Genomic DNA, 19149 nt, shown 5'->3' with positions numbered 1-19149 from the left:
CTTAACTAAATATATGATTCTCCAATGGCGCAGTAAGCCGCCCAATAATAAGGAGAATAAAAGGGTTTGTAGTCATTTTTAAATAACTCTATTTCTTCCTCCACTTCTTCCTTAAAGTTATTCTCCAAAGTCAACTGTTTAGTTAACTGTTCAGCCCAATTTCGCAAGTCCTGTACAGTGGCATCCCGCAGCCAGAGTTGGGCTTGATTCAGCGCAACTGCTAAGGACATCTGGTTTAGCAGATTCTGATAAAATTTAATCATCAACAACGCTGTAGAAACCTCCTCTACCTTCCATAGGCTACTAACTACTGCTGGACTTCCGGCAACTAAGAAACCACTGGGTAAACCAATGTATTCATCGCTGGTGTTATCAAAGTCGATTAATCCTGTTTCGCAAGCAGAAAGGGTGACAAGGCGACATTGTGCTAATTTCTGTTGTGATTTAAGGGCAAAGATGGCATCTAAGGTGAGGCATTTGTGTAAGTCAATTACTTCACCGTCATCCAAAACTAGATGTTGTTCTGGATTTAGTTCAGCCGGTGCAGAGTTGAGGTACGCATCTGCCAGGATTAAGGCGGATTTCTGAGGCTGGTTAAGATTAAAGTAACCGTGACAGCTAAAATGGACACAGTGGTAAGTGTTGAGAGGTTTGCTATCTATGGCAGCTTTGGTGGCAGCGTTTTCCACAAGAACCTCTGTATCCGCTGGATTGAAGTAGCTTTTAATCACTTCTACTCCGATGTTAGCGTAACTTAAGTCACCCGTGGGGTTTTGAACGGCAAACAGGTGGGTAAAGTCCGGGCGTTTTCTGGTTTGGACAAGTTGGAGTAATTGGCAACTGGGAGAATAACGAACTCCTTGGGAGAAACGATTAAATAGCAATTTACCTGGATTTTCAGGAAGGGGTAAGGCGTGCAAGGGGAATAGATGTAGATACTGATGGGGGATGAGGATCAGTTGATTGCAGTCTTTGGGTAATTGCTGGAGAATTTTGTTAAAATTCAGAATCTCTGCTAGCTTCTGGAGTCTTGAAGTTAGTGGATTCCTCCAGTCTTGTGGTTGGTCGTAATAATCATCCAGATAAGCAGTTGTCCAATCTATCAAGGCATATAATTGATCAGTAGAAGATGACAAAACTAGAGGCTGTTGGCTGTGGCGAGTAAAAATGAAAGTTAAAAAGCGATCAAAGCTAATATAAAACTCAACAATAGCAGTGTTTTTTTCTAGAGTTTTCCGGAATTGCTCAAAGTTAAAGCTAGAACCGATAGGTAAATATTGGTCTTGTAAATCATTGCGCTGCTGTCGCAACTCTTGGAGATGTTGTGCCAGGGCGGTTGGATTTTCAGCTTTGCCCTGTTGGATTTGATATTGACCTATGGCTATTTCATCCCTGTATTGTTCTAGTTGAGAGACAACATCTACGGAAAAGATGGTTTTCAGGTCACGGCGGAGAATCTCTTCAATTAAATTGCGGGTTTTGCTCCGTTCAACATATTCAATGGCTTCAGTGATATTAGTTAATTCTAGGCAAACTTCTACCATGCTCCTATAAAGTTTGTTCCATTCTTCTGCTTGCTTGCGTTTGCTTTCATCACCAGAAACGATTTCCTCCCGCAAAGATTCTACGGTGTCAATGGCAAATTTAAATTTGGTGTAAGCTAAAGTAAACTGGTTACTACCTTTGTAAGTCAGCCCTAGGTTGAATAAAGTTTCTGCATGGTTTTGGGGAAAAGCGTCAAAGGTTCTTACTGTAAGAGCCTTTTGGAAACAAGCGATCGCCTGTTCTACATTCTGTGCTTTCTGACCTATTATTCTGTCAGAGTAAGCAAGACCGAGATTGTTTTGAGTACCTGCCCAATCAATAGGAAAAGCTTTAGGGGTGCGTACTTCTAAAGCGGATTTGTAGCAAGCGATGGCATCTTCTAGATTTTGTGCCTTCTGACCTGTGATTCTGTTCTTATAAGCAAGACCGAGATTGTTTTGAGTCATTGCCCATTGTTCGGGAAAAGCTTCACGGGTGCGTACTTCTAAAGCGGATTTGTAGCAAGCGATCGCATCTTCTAGATTTTGTGCTTTCTTTCCTTTGATTCGGTTACAGTAAGCAATACCGAGATTGTTTTGAGTCATTGCCCAATCAATAGGAAAAGCTTCACGGGTGCTTACTTCTAAAGCGGATTTGTAGCAAGCGATCGCATCTTCTAGATTTTGTGCTTTCTGACCTCTGATTCGGTTACAGTAAGCAATACCGAGATTGTTTTGAGTCATTGCCCATTGTTGGGGAAAAGCTTCACGGGTGCGTACTTTTAAAGCCAATTGCAAGCAAGCGATGGCATTTTCTAGGTTTTGTGCCTTCTGACCTGTGATTCTTTTTAAGTAAGCACTACCGAGATTGTTTTGAGTCATTGCCCATTGTTTGGGAAAAGCTTCGCGGGTGTAGACTTCTAAAGCCGATTGGTAGCAAGGGATGGCAATTTCTAGGTTTTGTGCCTTCTGACCTGTGATTCTTTCTGAGTAAGCAATACCGAGATTGTTTTGAGTCATTGCCCATTGTTGGGGAAAAGCTTGACGGGTGAAAACAGTTAGTGCCACTTCATAGCCAGTGATGGCAATTTCGATGTTGCTGGCTTGGTCACCCAAGGGGAATTGCTGAATTACAGTGCTGAAGTTAACAATACCTGCTGCTAAGTATTTCGCTTCATCTGCTTCTGCTTCCGCCAGTTGAATTGTTGCCCAAACCCGCCATAATTCTGCTAACTTCTGATTAAGTTTGTCTGTATTTGCTGCCAGTAATCGGTAAATTACCTGCTTATTACCCCTACTGTTTGCGGTTGCTTGTAGTACCTGCTTTAGAAAGTCAAGTTGGGCATCAGATGTATTGTCAGGCATTGCCATCAACTGCTCTACAATAGCTATTAAAATATTATACTATTTGAATTTAAATGGAGCATTTATATTTGAGTTGTGAACATAATCTCTTAGGTAAAGGCAAGAGGCAAGAGGCAAGGTCAGCTATCAGCTTAAGCGCTACGCGAACAGCTATCAGCTATCAGTTATCATTTATCAGTTATCACCAAACGTTTGACTGCTGATAACTGACCACAATTCAACGATAAATGCTATACTATTTTATATATTTAAATCAAATTTATTGGAAATAAAATAAACTAGTAAAACCCATGACTATTGACCAAGAAATTTTTCAAACAGTTGTGATAATGCCAGAATCCCTGAAACAAGAACTGCTGCATTATGCCAAGTATCTGATGGAAAACTACTCCCAAGATGTTTCCCCAGAGCAGCATTCTGTCAAGAAACGTCGTTCAGGTATCTTAAAAGGAACCTTTGTTCTACCATTGCCTGATGATTTTGATGAACCATTAGAAGATTTTAAGGAATATATGTAATGACTTTTTTTCTGTTAGACACCCATACCTTTATCTGGTTATCTGAAAATGACCAAAATTTGCCAAAGAGACTAAGAGATATGATTGATGTCGCAGATAGCGTTTATCTTAGTATTGCTAGTCTCTGGGAAATTGCGATTAAATTGAATCTTGGTAAGTTATCACTGCAACGAAGTTATCAAACCATTGAATCTGAACTTCAATCATCAGATATTAGTTTACTACCTATTGCATTTATCGACACTCTGCAAATTTCTAATCTCCCCCTACATCATCGTGATCCATTTGATAGAATGTTGATTGCTCAAGCCATGAATAGATCCCTGGTTTTGATTAGTCGGGATAATAAATTTGATGCTTATCCAATTCAAAGGTTATGGGCTAGTTAACTGACTGATAAGGCTGTAAGCATTCAGCCGTTTACCATTTTTAAGAGCATTTTAGCGATTATTATACAGATAATCGCTTTTTTTTTTACTCCTAAAAATCCCCAAAAAAAATTTTTTAAAACCCTTGACAAACAAAATTATAATCATTACAATAATCAATGTAACAAGTTTAGTTTTTGACCTATGCCAGAAGAATTTACTCGGAACTTCAAGAAACAACCTGCTCAACAAACTCTCAAGGGTTCTCGTGAAGCAGTAATTTATAGCATGCAGATGCTTTATTCATTGGGCTATGCGGAGATTGCCGAGTGGACCCCTCTGGAGCCTACTGATGTTCCAGGCGAAGTGATCACAACCATGACCAAGTATTGGTTGTTGCCATAACACCTTGTCTTGATGCAGTCGCTCATGGGGGAAACCACGCCAGTTGCTCATGGGGGGAACCCCCAAGACCGCACTGGCTCCCCAAGACCGCGCTGCATCGCTAAATTTCTGGGGGGGTTTCCCCCCCGGGAGCCTTGGGTTTGGTCTGATAGCATAGGATCACATCCGAATGGTTTCGGGTATTCTTCTGACATGAATCATTGAACTAGCCGTGGATAGTATTTCTACGGCTATTTTTTTTTGCTTTTGGGATGTATATATAAAGGGAATCGGGAATTGGGAATCGGGAATCGGGAATTGGGAATTGGAAGAGTGTAGGGAGTGTGGGGAGTTTGGTGAGTGTGGTAATTCTCTTATTTAGCGTTATGTAAGCATTCAGCTTCGATGTAAGCTAACATTTCATAAAATTTTGAATCGTCCTGATATTTTCCAGCCAATTTTAACCAGGGATTTTCTTGAAATTATAATTCCTTTTGGAGTACCTTAAATACAGCTTTCTTTCCCTCTAAAGGTAATTGCTTTACTAACATGATGACTTGCTCAACTGTTATATCTAAGGTAGGCATACCGATGACGTCACTTTGTAAATTTATACTTGTTTTATTATAGTTTGACCCGGTGGTGCGTTACTGTTTCTTGATAAGCTATTACCAAAGATTCTAACGCTTCAGTTCCATTCTTAACCGCTTCTTCATAAGAATCGCCATGATTCCGCCATTTTTGTCCTGGTAAATCGGGAAAACCAACTAAAAAAAAATTATCTTATTCTGACCATTGAATTATCATTTTATATTTAAGTTTGATCATCATTAAGATTACCCTCTACTTCATCAATAGCTTTTTGTACAGCGGTTTCTATTCTAATGAGATACACAGATTTTTTTCACTCTTGCCTCTTGCCTCTTGCCTCTTGCCTCTTCCCTGTTCCCTACTCCCTACTCCCTACTCCCTACTCCCTACTCCCTACTCCCTACTCCCTACTCCCTACTCCCGACTAATAGCTCAATTAATATAACTTTCCACTAAAGTCAAAATCGCTTGTTCTTGAAATCCATCCGCTAAATCTTTGAGCTTATTAGCAAAAGGCCGATAGTTTTCATGGAGATGTTCTATGAACATAGCGCGATCGCGAATCTTTCTCATACTGCCGAGCATGGCCAATTCGTAGAGTACTTCCATTTCCTCAGGGGGCGGCGGGATAATTGCTGCTGTCTGACTTGAGATAGTGCCATTTTTGCTCAAACCCATGTCATCAATTGGTTCATACACCCACTCAATCGGTAAATATTGCTCCAATAAAGCGAATAATTTATTCTGGTCAATGGGTTTGGACAGAAAAGCTTGACAGCCAATTATCTTACTCTTGTTATGATCCATATCCAGGAAGCTAGCTGAGACAGCAATGATGGGTATGTCTTTAATTTCAGGAATTTGTCGGATTTCGTTAACCGCTTCAAAGCCAGTTTTAACTGGCATGACTAAATCAGTCAAAATCAGGTCGGGGTGAAGTTCAGCCGCCATATATACTGCTTGTTCACCATCCTCGGCGGTGACGATATCAAAGCCGATCGGTGCGAGCATGTTGAGCAAAACTAAGCGATTTTCCAGTTGACCATCCACTACCAATATTTGGCATCGTTTACCCTTGTAGCCCTTAATTTTACCCACTATTTCCGGTTGAGCTTTGGTAACGGTTTTGACCACAGTAAAGGGGATCTCAAACCAGAAGGTAGACCCTTTACCGAATTCACTGGTTACCATCAGTTGACCCCCCATTAACTCCACCAGTTGTTTAGAAATGGCTAAGCCTAAGCCAGTGCGAGCAGAGCGCCGTTGGGTATCACCCACTTGTTCAAAGGGTTGGAAAATTGTTTCTAACTGTTCCGGGGACATGCCAACGCCGCTATCAATGACTTCAAAACGGATAACTGAAGTAGTCTGTTGTTGCTCAATTACAGCAAGTTTCGCCCCCCTAGCCCCGCAATTCTGCGGTGCGACCCGTGGCGAATTTAATTCCCCTACGGAAAGCGCACCGGTGGGGGAAATTGAGTTAAAGTCCCCCAGAATTGGGTGATTTAGGGGGCTTGCAGCTGTCTGTAGTGAGGTCAATTCATCTGAAAACGGCTGTAAACTAACTCGCAACGTTACTTGACCATGGTCAGTGAATTTAACAGCATTGCCCAAGAGATTAATCAAGATTTGTCGCAACCGTTTCTCGTCAGCTTGAATCCCATTGGGTAAATTCCCCACAGGGTCGTATTTGAACAAGATATCTTTTTCTAAGGCTCGCATGCGAATAATACCTACCACACTTTCGATGAAAGTTGGAAAATGTAAGTCACTGGGGTAAAGTTCAATTTTGCGAGCTTCAATTTTAGATAGGTCTAAAATATCGTTGATCAGAGTCAACAAATGGTTGCCGCTTTCCTCAATAATACTTAAACCATCGATTTGCCTGGTGCCTAGGTACCCGTCTTGCTTGAGGATTTGAGAATAACCAAGAATGCCATTGAGAGGAGTATGCAATTCATGGCTCATATTGGAGAGGAATTCGCTTTTAGCTTGGTTAACCGCATCAGCTGCTTGTTTGGCTTGTGCTAATTCAGCAGTGCGTTCGGCAACTTTCTCTTCTAAATTGCTGTAAAGTTGAGCATTTTCTAGGTAAATAGCAGCTTGGGATGTGAGCAGATTTAAGACTTCTAATCTATCTGAAGTAAAGGCTCCAGTGGTGAGATTATTTTCTAGATAAAGTAAGCCAATTAGTTTACCTTGATGGATGATCGGAGTACACATCAGACTCCGGGGTTGCTGACTAATAAAATAGGGGTCAGCAGCTAAGATAGTCTCAACCGTGATATCATTGATAACTAAGGTTTCCGATTTCCGTTTAACATAATTAATCGCACTTTGGGGAATATCTGGGCTTTCTTCCACTGGCATAGATTCAACGAAAGCCAGTTGATTAGAAGTTTCCATAGCCTCGATCACTAACCGGTCACCTTTAACCAAAATTAGAGCGCATTTGTCAGCTCCAGCATTCTCCATCACCACTTGCATCAAAGTCGAGAGCAACTGATCTAGCTGGATTTGCCCAGATAGAGCTTGGGATGCTTTGATCACCGTAGCCAAGTCGAAAGTGGTTGAACCGTTAGTAGTGGTGGTATTAACTCCTTGAGTGGTGAGGTTGGTGATCGTCTCCCCGGTGCTGATATTGATAGTTTTCTCGGTAAGAATAGAACTGAGAAATTGGGGATAGCGAATTTCCAAATCCTCCACCTTAGCCAATGCGCCCCAGCGACTATAGCCATAGTAGGCACAACTCAGGTAGGCTTGGGCAATAGTTTCAAAACCCCACTCCAAGTAGAATTTAGCAGCCAGTTCATTAGCCAGGGCTTCCTCTTGGATGTATTGATTTTCCTTTGCGCCAGCAATGGCGCGCTCATAATACTCCATAGCCTCAAGCTTTTGACCCAAAACACGATAGCGTTCGGCTTCTACTAAATAAAATTTGTGCAAATAATTCATCGGGGCATGGTCTGCCCATTTTTTTATTTTGTCTTGATTGTGGGCTATCTTATCTAAACTTTGTTTTTGTTGAGCGTGATTCTGTTGAGGATAGAGAGCTAAGCGAGTTAGAGAATCGTACCAATAGAAAACTGCAAAAACGAAAACGGCTGGTGCTCCATCTAAATAATTTTCGGTAATGATGGCATGTTGCCAAGCTTGCCGATAATCCTGAAATAGATAACAGAGGAATAATTTATTCAGGTGTAGGGTGTAAATTGCCCTGAGGTTATTGAACTCCTGATGGAGTGGGAGCATGATCTGTTCGTCGTAGACTTCACCCCTTAAACAACAATAATTTTCAGCCTGTCCTAGCAAGTTTAAGACCAATTGCCAGGTGATGGCCGTAAACTGACGTGGCATCTCTTGCTTGAGTTGATCAATCCCTTGATAATATTTAGCACAGGTCTGGTCAAGCTCAGCCAGCTCTTTGCCAAGCCAAAAGGAATGTTCTAAGTAGAACATTGCACAGAAGGCAGATTGGTCAAAATCTCCAGTTTCTACCCCTACAGAGTAAGCTTCTAGCAAAGGGGTTAATGTTTCTTTCAGATGCACTTTCCAGGGCTTTGTTCCGAAATTGACCAGCAACATTACTCCAGATTTAAGCTGTTTCGCATTGAACCGTGCTAATAACTTCAGAGCCAGTTGACCGAATCGATTGTTGCCATCCATATCTCCACAAAGCTGCCAGAGAATGACTGCGTAACCTGCATAGGACACAGCAGACAAAGGACAATTGCCATTTTGGAGGGAGAGATTGACCTGTTTCAAAACGACTAACGGAAACAGTAGAGGATTGGTCCTATAAGCAACTGGCATCAGTCGCCAGAGGATACTCATCGCCGCTAGTTTTTCGGGTGCGGTCATCACCGGCAAATCAATTAAGTCCTCAATCTCTTTACCTTCTAAACCTGACTGTGTCTGGTGTAGTGCCAGCCCAATCTCTTCTGGACTGGGCTGTTGGGGCAGTTCTATCCCCAATAACTTCAGGACTTGGAGCCCGGTGGTAATGGCTTGCTCACCGTGGCTTTGAGCTTTATAGGCTTCAATCGAGACTTCATACGCTGTGATTTTGTCCAGTAGTGTTTTCCCTTGTGCCAACACCACCTGGACCATTTGCTCCATCTGCTCAAAGTCTGTATTGAGGTATGCCACCTCGGCGGCAGCTTGAGATAGGGCTAGGCTTAGGTCATACTGACGTTGCCAGCTATTTTCTCCTAGCAGTTCCAGACCTACTGTTAAATATCTCAGAGCAGCCCCATAGGCCGTCGCCGCCTTCGCTTTTTCTCCAGCAATACGATTTAATTGAGCTAATTCATCTCGCTGAGCTTGATCGGTGATTAACTCCACACCATAATTCAACTGGTTGACAATATCAAAAATCTTCTCTTCTCGTTTTGCTGTCGGGATATTTTTCAACAGCAGTTGCCCAATGGTTAGGTGGGTTAACTGTTTCTGGTCTTCCGGAATCAGAAAATAAGCCGCTTGCTGCACTCGGTCATGTAAAAACTTGTAAGTTGGGGATTGGTGTTCGCGTAGCGTGGCCAATTGCTGATTGCTGATTGCTGATTGCTGATTGCTGATTGCTGATTGCTGATTGCTGATTGCTGATTGCTGATTGCTGATTGCTGATTGCTGATTGCTGATTGCTGATTGCTGATTGCTGATTGCTGATTGGGATAATTTGGCCTCAGTGCTTGATGGTGAATTACTATTAACGGTGAAGAACTTGTAAATTTCAGTGGTGGGTAACACCAACCCTTCTTGCAGGGATTTCCATAAATAATTCGCCGTATCGATTGGGGATTTATCATGAATAATCGCCAGGGTATCCAAATCAAATTGGTGGCCAATACAAGCCGCTACTTTCAAGACATCCTGAGTTTCTTTTGGCAACTTCTGTAACTGAAGTGCCATAAATTCTACCACATCATCCGTGAGGGCCAAGGGTCTAATTTGAGCAATATCACACTGCCAATACCCTTGATCAAAATTAAAGGTGATTAATCGGTCGTGATGGAGGGATTTCAGGAATTGGGTCGCAAAAAACGGATTTCCTTTAGTTTTCTGAGCGACTAGTTCGGTCAGGGGTTCGGCCAGTTCTATCCCACAAGTCAGGGTATCGGCAATCAGATGGTTTAAGTCGGATTTACTCAGGGGGTCGAGGGTAATTGTATTGAGTGAAACGCCAACGTTGGCCATCTCGGACAACGTGAGCATCAATGGATGAGTAGGATTTACCTCATTATCTCGATAAGCACCAATTAGCAGTAGATAGGAGGTATTAGTTTCTGCCATCAACACTTGCAGCAACTTCAGGGAAGCCGAATCTGCCCACTGCCAGTCATCGAGGAAAATCACTAGGGGATGTTCCTTAGTGGTGAAAACTTGGATAAATTTACTAAAGAGCAAATTAAACCGATTTTGGGCCGCCGTACCGGAAAGTTCGGGAGCAGGAGGCTGTTTGCCGATAATCCCTTCTAATTCTGGAATCAAATCCACCATCACTTGACCATTCTCACCCAAAGCAGACAGAATTTGTGCTTTCCACTGCATAAGTTGGCTATCAGTTTCCGTGAGTAATTGCTCCATCAAGTCCCGGAGTGCTTGGACGATGGCACTAAAGGGAATATTACGCTGGAACTGGTCAAACTTACCTTGGATGAAGTAACCCCGCTGCCGCACAATTGGTTTTTGGACTTCATTGACCACAGCGGTTTTACCAATCCCGGAAAAGCCAGCTACCAGAATCATTTCTGTAGATCCTTCACTGACTAGCTCAAAGGCGACCAGTAAGGTATTTACTTCGGCTTGACGCCCGTAGAGTTTTTCCGGAATTACGAAGCGATCGGACCTAGGAGCCGCTACGCGATCGCAAATATCTCGACTGCCCAACTTAATGTCAGCGATCGCGCCAAATCTTTGCAAGTGATAGGAACACTGTTCTAGGTCATACTTGAGTCCCAAAGCACTCTGATAAAGGTCTTCAGCATTTTTAGCCATCAGTTTACTGATAATTTGGGACAGGAGTGGGGGAATAGCGGGGTTCAGCTGGTGTGGAGCTAATGGTTGTTTAGCAATATGACAGTGAACCAACTCCATCGGGTCAGTAGTGCTAAAAGGTAACTCTGTGGTGAGCAGCTTGTAGAAGGTTACCCCAGTAGCATAAAAGTCACTGCGGTAGTCAATTCCCCGATTCATCCGTCCAGTTTGTTCCGGAGACAGGTAAGCCAGGGTACCTTCGAGGCAGTTAGGACTAGTCAGGATTTGGCTTTCTTTCGGGAGTAGGGAGGCAATACTGAAGTCAATGAATTTGACTTGACTGGTGGTGGGATTAATCAGGATATTCCTAGGCTTGATGTCTTTGTGGATCACTCGGTGGCGATAGAGTTCATCCAGGATGGAGGCGATTTGAATCGCGATGTGGAGAAATTCCTGAAGTGACTGCTCACGGATCATACCGGGATGCTCTAGCTGATCCGTTATCCGTCTTTGGTGCAAGCTATCAGTGGTATACTCTTCCAGGGAGATGCCACCAAAGTCTTCCATCACCAATACCAAGGTATTGTGGTAGGACTCCAAGCTATAGATTTGGATAATTCCGGGATGGTCAAGATTTTTGGCAATAGTGTACTGATTGCGGAACTGGACAAGTTCCTGGAAGCTGGGATAGGGATTATTCAGCAGTTTGAGTACTACTGGTGTGTGGTCTGAGTTCCTAGTGCCACGATAAACTAGGGTTCTCGACCCATGGTAGACCAGGTCAGTGATGCAATAGCCTTTAATGTTGGGAGCAGTTGTGTTCATGGGTGACATACCTACGTGAGGGTATAGGGCATCTGGACCAATTCAAGCGGACTCACTTTATAGATTTCCCGTTTCCGCCAGACTAGGTAACATTGAGCCAGGCACTCAGCAGCTAGGTGCCATGGAATGCTATCGGATCAAGAAAGCTAAACTAAGGAAAATTACCCAAGTGAAGCTAGCGGGGAATCTCAACCATGCTCAAACCCAAATTAACCTTAATTGCTTTCCTATCAACTACTGGAATTGCCAGTGCTGTTTTGTTGGGTTCAGTTAGTCCAGCTGAATCTTGTATGTACAAGAAGTCCATTAACTACATAAGATCTGAGCAAGTGAATTGGTTACGCTCTCCTTGGGCAGCGGTTATTACCTTGCCAGGACTAGCTATGGCAGCAGCTTTGTACCTGGGTAATCGCTATTACTTAAGCGATCGCCAGTGAGCTTGTAAGCATATGCGCTACAGATGGTGCTACTTGAGGTGCGGTCAGCTGTCAGCCCTCAGCCCTCAGCCCTCAGCGGTCAGCGGTCAGTGGTCAGCCATTCGTGTAGCGTCAGTATTGGCCTTTGGCTGATAGCTGATAGCTGATAGCTGATAGCTGATAGCTGATAGCTGATAGCTGATAGCTGATAGCTGATAGCTGATAGCTGATAGCTGATAGCTGATAGCTGATAGCTGATAGCTGATAGCTGATAGCTGAATGCTTACAAAAAAATTGATTAAAATAGTATAAAATATACTAGTCCTAAATCAGTGGAGAAATCACTATGATTCAACAGGAAGAGGAAGTAACTTATACCCAAAAGACAGAGCGCATCCAAGCCTTTACCCAACTGATTAAGTCAGTGGCTCCACTGATTTGGACTGTAGTAATTATTATTGTATTCATTCCCTTAGTCAGCAAACTTATAATCCCCCATTCGACCAATCCTGCTCAAATTACCCCCTCGACTGAACCAACAGTTGTTATTGAACCTCGTCCCGACTTTAGTAAAGTTAATCAAGCGGTTGCTGATGCCGTTAAAGCATCTCACGCCAGTGCTGAAGGGTTTGCGGCCCAGGAGTTAGATGTTTGGGAAGCAGAGTTAATCCCCCGTGTGGATAGTTTTTTGGATTGGTATTTTGATTATTTCAATCAGAAAAAGATGGAGCTTTCAGTTCCTTTTATGTGGGGAAAGTATGCTATCATGCATCAAATCAATACCAAGCTACCCTCTGGCAAGGAAGCGATTGACGCCAAACTTACCGAGACGTTCCAAAAAGAATTTTCTAAACGAGTACTGGTTCCTCAAAATGCTCAAATGAGGATGGAACTAATCACGAATGATACGATTGAATTATATATGGCTGAGTTGGGCAACAATCTTAGTGACATCCAAAGCCAATATCAAATTCCTCAAGGTCAGTGGGATAGATATATTAACGAAATTTCAACGACAATTAATGATACAGAAGGAAACCTATCCAATATTTCCCTGAAATTGTTAATTGGTGGTAGTGGTTACTTGGTCGCTAAACCTATCCTAGTTTCCATGGGAGGAAAAGTAGCGAGTAAAGTTAGCACCAAACTAGCTGGGAAAGCTGCTAGCAAAATGGCCGCAAAAACCGGTGGTTTAGTGGCAACGGAGTTAGGAGCAAGTATAATTGATCCCCTGGCTGGTATCGGTTTATTAATTTGGGATGTTTGGGATTACCGCCACACCCTTAAAGTCGAGAAACCTATTTTACGCAGCAATATATTAGGATACTTAAAACAGGTTAAAAAATCTTTGTTGAACAATCCTGAAACTGGGATTATGACAGCAATTTATCAGTTAGAAGATGGGATTTTAAAGTCAGTTGAATCGTAAGCGGTCAGCAGTCAACAGTAAGCTGTCAGGGGTCAGGGGTCAGGGGTCAGCTTATTTTATTCAAAAGCGTTCCCTTAGGGTGGCCTACGGCCAATGGCTAATAGCTGATTACTGATTACTGATAGCTGATAGCTGAATGCTTACCTTCAACCTTGGCCTAAAGGCCACGCGATCGCTGAAAGCGGGACTTCTTCCATCGCGTTCAACCTTAAACCTTAAAAGATTGATCAATTTGGTCTATAAATGTGCCCAATGCCTTGACATATCGCCACAAGTTAGATTAGACCATCAATAATATGTGCTTATAGTTTAAACCGGATTGGATATTACTCAACCTGGGGCATCCTATGGAAATTTCCTTAATTAAACAAGGGCAATTAAATGCCCAGAACTGGTCTGGCACTGATATAACACCAGACGTGTCAGTGGTGGTACCAATCTACAATGAGGTGGAGAGTTTGCCCCACCTGATTCATGCGATCGCATCCACCTTAACCGATACTAAGCTCACCTATGAGCTTATTTGTGTCGATGATGGGTCCACAGATGGTTCAACCCAACTGCTCAAGGAACAAGTCCTCTCCCGCCCTGATTTGCGAGGGGTAATTTTGCGTCGCAACTATGGTCAAACTGCTGCGATGGCAGCTGGGTTTAATTATGCTCGGGGTCGTGCCATTGTTACCTTAGATGGTGACCTACAAAATGATCCAGCCGACATTCCCATGCTGCTTGCCAAACTTGAGGAAGGATATGACTTGGTTAGTGGCTGGCGTAAAAAACGGCAGGATGCGGCTGTGACTCGTTTACTGCCATCCAAAATTGCCAACTGGCTGATTGGACGCACCACTGGGGTTAAACTCCATGACTATGGCTGTTCTCTGAAAGCTTATCGCTCGGAATTGGTAGCAGACATGAACCTGTACGGTGAGTTACATCGGTTTTTACCAGCCTTGGCATTTATTGAGGGGGCAAGAATTACCGAGTTACCCGTGCGTCACCATGCTCGTCGCTATGGTAGTAGTAAGTATGGTCTGGGGCGAACGTTCCGGGTGCTAATGGATTTGTTGACCATCTTCTTTATGAAGAAATTCCTCACCCGACCCATGCATGTATTTGGATTACTAGGTCTGAGTTCCCTAGGCACGGGCATAATCATTGGGACTTATCTGACCATTCTCAAGCTAGGTCTTAATGAAGATATCGGGGATCGGCCTTTACTAATCTTGGCAGTACTCTTGATCTCGACTGGTGTACAACTGTTTAGTCTTGGTCTACTAGGAGAACTACTGATGCGTACTTACCACGAATCTCAGGGAAGACCGATTTATCGGGTCAGAGAAGTGGTGTCCTTTAATGTTGAACAACCTTAGTGATAAGTAGGTGAGCTTAATTATCCGTAAAATAGCGATTGAGATTCAAAATGCTGAAAACCCCTTTAATAAAGGGTTTCAGCTTTATTTTCGTATTTTGAGTTTTAACGTTTATTTATGCCCACCTACTTATCAATTGGAAATCAAGTTGGTTAGTGGCTAACCAAAGTATCATCGTAAGCATTCAGCATTCAGCCCTTAGCTGACAGCTAAGGGCTGAATGCTGACCTCAAATTTAAATGCATATTAGCTTAGCCGCTAACCAAGGCGATTTCTTGAAGATTGGGAATTTGTAAAGATTATATGAAGTTTATCATCAAGATTTCATTAAGCTCCAGATTACTAGTTGATTTGGAGAATTTATTTAGGTTCTAATTAAGATAGATTTTTTTTAGATAAAAAATCCCTTCAAACCAGTTCTGCATAACACTTAGTTGGGCAGTATGGTTCATCCTCATGGAATAAAGTAGGAGCAGTTTTAGTTTATAGTTAAAGCATTATTTAATCCATTTGTATCGGTGTTTACCATTGAGTCATACATTCTTGCTAAGTCAGGGGTTTTAGTCATAGCTGAAATTAACCACTGGTGATTGTAAAATTATCTTAAGCTCTACCGGAAACTTACTGAGCAATAGTGGAGTTTAAATCAAGCTGGCTTGGAAATGGGGCGCTCTTGATTAGAGTGCTTTAAATATAGGGGGAGATAAACGTGTATTTAACGAGCAAAACTGATCGGCTTACTGATCGGCTTGAGGTCAAAAGCAGCAGGGATGAATTGACTGTCTGGGAGAATCAACCAGTCTCCTATGATGAACGAAATGTCAGTAGGATGAACATTCTATTACTCGCTCCTCATCCGTTTTATCAGAATCGTGGCACACCCATCGCAGTCAACCTGGTTTTGAAGGTGCTTTCTGAACGGGGAGACCAAGTTGATGTCGTGACTTATCCTGAAGGGCGTGACATCAAGTATGAAAATATCAAGGTATACCGAACCCCTAAGCTACCCTGGGTTCGCAATATACGACCAGGCTTCTCCTGGAAAAAAATCGTCTGTGATTTTTTCATGTTGCTTGCTGTAATTCGCCTAGTGACTAAGAAACGCTACGATTTGGTTCATGCTGGAGAGGAATCAGTCTTTATCGGTTTAGGGCTCAAAATCCTGTGTAAGATTCCCTATATCTATGACATGGATTCATCTCTAGCCCAACAAATGATTGAAAAGTATCCTTTGCTACAGATTTTTTCGTCACTATTCAACTTTTTTGAAGGACTGGCTGTGAAGAATGCCAAAGTTGTGGTTTCAGTTTGCGATGCTTTGGCAGCAGATATTCAAAAGTACAAGCCCAGAAAAACTGTAGTTATTCCAGATATATCGTTGCTTAACTCTAATCTTTAACAAATTAATAAAAAGTCTTTAAAGTTAGACTAAATATTTAAAACCTCCATACTTTATAATTTGAGTTAAATAAATTTATAATTATTGTTAATAATGAACAGAACATATTGTTTTGATGTCCTAAGAATACGTTTTATTTTGTAAGGAAAGATAATTCTAGTAAAAATGTGCAGGTTTGTGTTAAATTTTGCTTAAAGATTCAACAGTTTCAAGATTCAACTTCAAGATTCAACTTCAAGATTCAACTTCAAGATTCAACATTGGTGTAACTATGTATAGTACTATTTATAGTAATCTCAGACGTGAGCTAGGAATCCATAATGTCCTCCTGATGTATGTGGGCAATCTGGAGACTTATCAGGGGATTGACCTACTTCTAGACAGCTTCGCGTTGACCCTTGAGCAGACTGATCAGGCTAACTTAGTCATTATCGGTGGAGAAGCGGACGACATTCGGAAATACACGAATAAGGCTCACTGTCTTGGGATGGAAAAACATGTCCATTTTTTAGGACCGAAACCAGTTGAGCATCTGGCTATCTATTTGGAGCAGGCTGATATTTTAGTCTCTCCGAGAATTTTGGGTAAAAATACCCCGATGAAACTCTACTCCTATCTCGATAGTGGAAAAGTATTGTTAGCAACAGATTTACCAACCCATACCCAGTTGCTAGACAATCAGGTTGCTCTGCTGAGGAGGCCAGATGCCAAAGCTTTCGCGAAGGGAATGCTTGCTCTGATCGCTGATGAAACCCTACGACTGAGGCTGGGCAGTGCTGGCAAGAAATTGATTGAGAAAAGGCATACTTATGCAGCTTTTCGGGAAAAATTAAACAGTCTTTATGATTGGCTACATCACGAGTTAGTAGAGCATATAGCCTAAGCAGACAACTAATGAAAAGGAACCTAGTAGAGTTAGCCAGAAACTCTTACGATCTATTAGTCATCGGTGGTGGGATCTATGGAGCTTGCGTAGCTTGGGAAGCAAGCCTCAGGGGATTGTCAGTTGCCTTGGTGGAAAAAGCTGATTTCGGTGGCGCTACCTCTGCTAACAGCTTGAAGACCATCCACGGGGGATTACGGTATCTCCAGCATGCTGACCTGAAACGGATGCGTGAATCGATTCATGAACGCACCAGTTTAATGCGGATTGCGCCTCACTTAGTTCATCCATTACCAGTGTTGATTCCCACCTACGGCCATGGGATGAAGGGAAAAGAAGTGCTATCTGTGGCACTTACTATCAATGACCTAATCAGTTGCGATCGCAATCGCCAACTCGATCCCCAAAAACACATATCCAATGGTCGGGTCATCTCTAAGCAAGAGTGTCAGCAGCTGCTTCCAGGAATTCCCCACCAGGGGCTAACTGGAGCAGCAGTCTTTTATGATGCTCAGGTCTACAACTCTGAACGGTTGACCCTATCTTTTCTGCGCTCAGCTGAGCAAGCTGGGGCAGTGGTGGCTAACTACGTAGAAGTGACTGGATTTCTGCAAGCTGGAAATCGGGTCACTGGTATTCAGGGGCAAGATGTGTTAAGTGGGAATCAATTCGACATCCGCGCCAAGACTGTGGTCAACACCAGCGGACCATGGACAAATCGGGTATTGAGTTTACTGAAACAACCCCAGCAGCAACCCCAGCAGCAACCCAGAGTTCCCCTTGCCAAAGCCATGAACCTGGTGATTCGCCGTCCCCTCTGCCAAACCTATGCTGTGGGTATTTCCACGCCATACTCCTATCGTGACTCCGATGCCATAGTTAACAAGGGGTCTCGCTTACTATTTATTGCGCCCTGGCGTGGTAAATCCCTGGTAGGTACATCCTATGCTGTTTGGGATCAAGACCCGGATAACTTAAACATTACCCAACAGGATATTCAAGACCTGCTCGATGACATCAACCAAGCATGGCCATCGGTTAAACTCAACCAAGCAGATGTAGCTTTCATCCATGGTGGCTTGCTTCCTAGAACTGGCATTACTGAGACAGGATTGCCACAACTGGCTAAACACTATCAACTCTTCGATCATGCCAAAGAAGAATTGCCAGGATTGATCTCAGTGGTTGGGGTGAAATATACCACTGCCAGAGATGTGGCTGAGAAAGTGGTTGACCAGGTATTTCGGTCATGGGGCCAAAAGCCTCCCAACTCCCTGTCATCAGTTACACCAATTTACGGTGGACACATCGAACAATTTGAAGTGTTTTTGCAGACGGAAATCCTTAAGCAACCCTATGGACTGGGGCAGGAGGTAATGCGCCGCCTCGTGTATAACTACGGTAGTGCCTATCAAGATGTACTGCTATATTTGGAGCGAGTATCAGATCACTCCTGTAAACCTACTGATGATTTGGCTGTACTCAAAGCTGAAGTCTTGCATGGGGTTGTTGAGGAAATGGCTCAAACATTAGGTGATGTGGTGTTCCGGCGGACAGAACTGGGTAGTGCTGGTCATCCCGGAAATGAGGCTCTCAGAATCTGTGCTGAGGTGATGGGTGCGGAATTAGGATGGAGTCGGTCACAAATAGAGCTAGAGTTAGACAAGGTTAATCACATTTTTAATATGGGAGGTGCATTAACTCAGGACAAAAGTATTGGAATTGAAACCCTTAACGGTCCAGTGAGTTTAGCCCAGAAGATCCTTTGAGGTTGTGGTGCAAGATTTTAGCTGAATGCGATTGAAGCAGCAGCAGTTTATGGAAATCAGGGAGATTCTAACAAAAATCCATGGTAGCTACCGCTCAAAAGCATCAATTAATCCTGATTGATGGTCACGTTCACCTTCATGACTGTTTTGATATCGATCAACTGCTGACCTCAGCTTGGGAAAATTTCCAGCGATTTTCTGGTCAGGCAGGTGATAGAGAAAATTTTCAGGCTGTATTATTGTTGACAGAAATAGAGCATCAAAAATGGTATAAAAAGTTAGCTGATTTAGCTCAAAACAATAATCAGTCTAGGGTAAGCCAGGGAAAACCTT

13 protein-coding genes and 2 pseudogenes are annotated in these 19149 nt (G+C 42.9%); 12 read left to right on the top strand and 3 right to left on the bottom strand.

All coding sequences use genetic code 11. From position 1 onward, the window contains the following. Positions 1–5: 5 nt before the first annotated feature. A complete protein-coding gene (locus F6K38_RS11565) occupies positions 6–2894 on the bottom strand; it encodes a CHAT domain-containing protein (protein WP_502709577.1) in 2889 nt (962 codons plus the stop codon). Positions 2895–3178: 284 nt separating this feature from the next. Between F6K38_RS11565 and vapB the strand changes: the two genes are divergently transcribed. The 4 genes from vapB (at position 3179) to F6K38_RS11545 (ending at position 4540) form a co-directional block, all read left to right on the top strand. After that, positions 3179–3406 carry a type II toxin-antitoxin system VapB family antitoxin gene (gene vapB, locus F6K38_RS11560; protein WP_008180922.1) on the top strand — a complete coding sequence of 76 codons (228 nt, stop codon included), beginning with the start codon at positions 3179–3181 and terminating at the stop codon, positions 3404–3406. Further along, a complete protein-coding gene (locus tag F6K38_RS11555) occupies positions 3406–3795 on the top strand; it encodes a type II toxin-antitoxin system VapC family toxin (protein ID WP_008180924.1) in 390 nt (129 codons plus the stop codon). Before vapB ends, F6K38_RS11555 begins: the two co-directional genes overlap by 1 nt. 183 nt (positions 3796–3978) lie before the next feature. Further along, positions 3979–4179, top strand: coding sequence for a hypothetical protein (locus F6K38_RS11550; RefSeq protein ID WP_008180926.1), 201 nt, complete (start codon positions 3979–3981; stop codon positions 4177–4179). Positions 4180–4390: 211 nt separating this feature from the next. Beyond that, positions 4391–4540, top strand: coding sequence for a hypothetical protein (locus tag F6K38_RS11545; RefSeq protein ID WP_154659699.1), 150 nt, complete (start codon positions 4391–4393; stop codon positions 4538–4540). A gap of 242 nt (positions 4541–4782) precedes the next feature. Here F6K38_RS11545 and F6K38_RS44150 read toward each other — a convergent pair. Next, positions 4783–4986 (bottom strand): annotated as a pseudogene (locus tag F6K38_RS44150) (type II toxin-antitoxin system HicB family antitoxin). A 56-nt stretch (positions 4987–5042) separates the two neighbouring features. Here F6K38_RS44150 and F6K38_RS11540 point away from each other — a divergent pair. Then, positions 5043–5177 carry a hypothetical protein gene (locus tag F6K38_RS11540; protein ID WP_287251481.1) on the top strand — a complete coding sequence of 45 codons (135 nt, stop codon included), beginning with the start codon at positions 5043–5045 and terminating at the stop codon, positions 5175–5177. Positions 5178–5181: 4 nt separating this feature from the next. Here the strand turns inward: F6K38_RS11540 and F6K38_RS11535 are convergent, their stop codons facing one another. Continuing rightward, on the bottom strand, positions 5182–11550 hold the full coding sequence (locus F6K38_RS11535) for an ATP-binding response regulator (protein ID WP_287356640.1): 6369 nt from the start codon (positions 11548–11550) through the stop codon (positions 5182–5184). A 194-nt stretch (positions 11551–11744) separates the two neighbouring features. Here F6K38_RS11535 and F6K38_RS11530 point away from each other — a divergent pair, with 194 nt between their 5' ends. The 7 genes and pseudogenes from F6K38_RS11530 to F6K38_RS11500 form a co-directional block, all read left to right on the top strand. Then, the gene (locus tag F6K38_RS11530) at positions 11745–11987 is read left to right on the top strand and encodes a hypothetical protein (protein WP_008180935.1); all 243 of its coding nucleotides are present in this window, start codon (positions 11745–11747) and stop codon (positions 11985–11987) included. A 325-nt stretch (positions 11988–12312) separates the two neighbouring features. Beyond that, positions 12313–13395: a hypothetical protein gene (locus F6K38_RS11525; RefSeq protein WP_287356638.1), complete on the top strand. Its 1083-nt coding sequence runs from the start codon at positions 12313–12315 to the stop codon at positions 13393–13395. A 347-nt stretch (positions 13396–13742) separates the two neighbouring features. Next, positions 13743–14765 (top strand): glycosyltransferase family 2 protein, encoded by a 1023-nt coding sequence (locus F6K38_RS11520; RefSeq protein ID WP_008180938.1) that lies wholly within the window; start codon positions 13743–13745, stop codon positions 14763–14765. Positions 14766–15474: 709 nt separating this feature from the next. Then, positions 15475–16164, top strand: a complete 690-nt coding sequence (locus F6K38_RS11515; protein ID WP_008180942.1) for a glycosyltransferase family 4 protein — start codon at positions 15475–15477, stop codon at positions 16162–16164. A 271-nt stretch (positions 16165–16435) separates the two neighbouring features. Further along, entirely contained in the window at positions 16436–17047 is a 612-nt protein-coding gene (locus tag F6K38_RS11510; RefSeq protein ID WP_008180944.1) for a glycosyltransferase family 4 protein, read from the top strand. A gap of 11 nt (positions 17048–17058) precedes the next feature. Further along, positions 17059–18816: a glycerol-3-phosphate dehydrogenase/oxidase gene (locus F6K38_RS11505; RefSeq protein WP_008180946.1), complete on the top strand. Its 1758-nt coding sequence runs from the start codon at positions 17059–17061 to the stop codon at positions 18814–18816. An 80-nt stretch (positions 18817–18896) separates the two neighbouring features. Continuing rightward, positions 18897–19149, top strand: a pseudogene (locus F6K38_RS11500) (hypothetical protein); the annotation flags it as partial.

The sequence above is a fragment of the Moorena sp. SIO3B2 genome (assembly GCF_010692525.1).
Lineage (GTDB): Bacteria > Cyanobacteriota > Cyanobacteriia > Cyanobacteriales > Coleofasciculaceae > Moorena > Moorena producens.
Note: the sequence above shows the minus strand (reverse complement) of the source record. Positions and strands in the feature narration are given on the sequence as shown.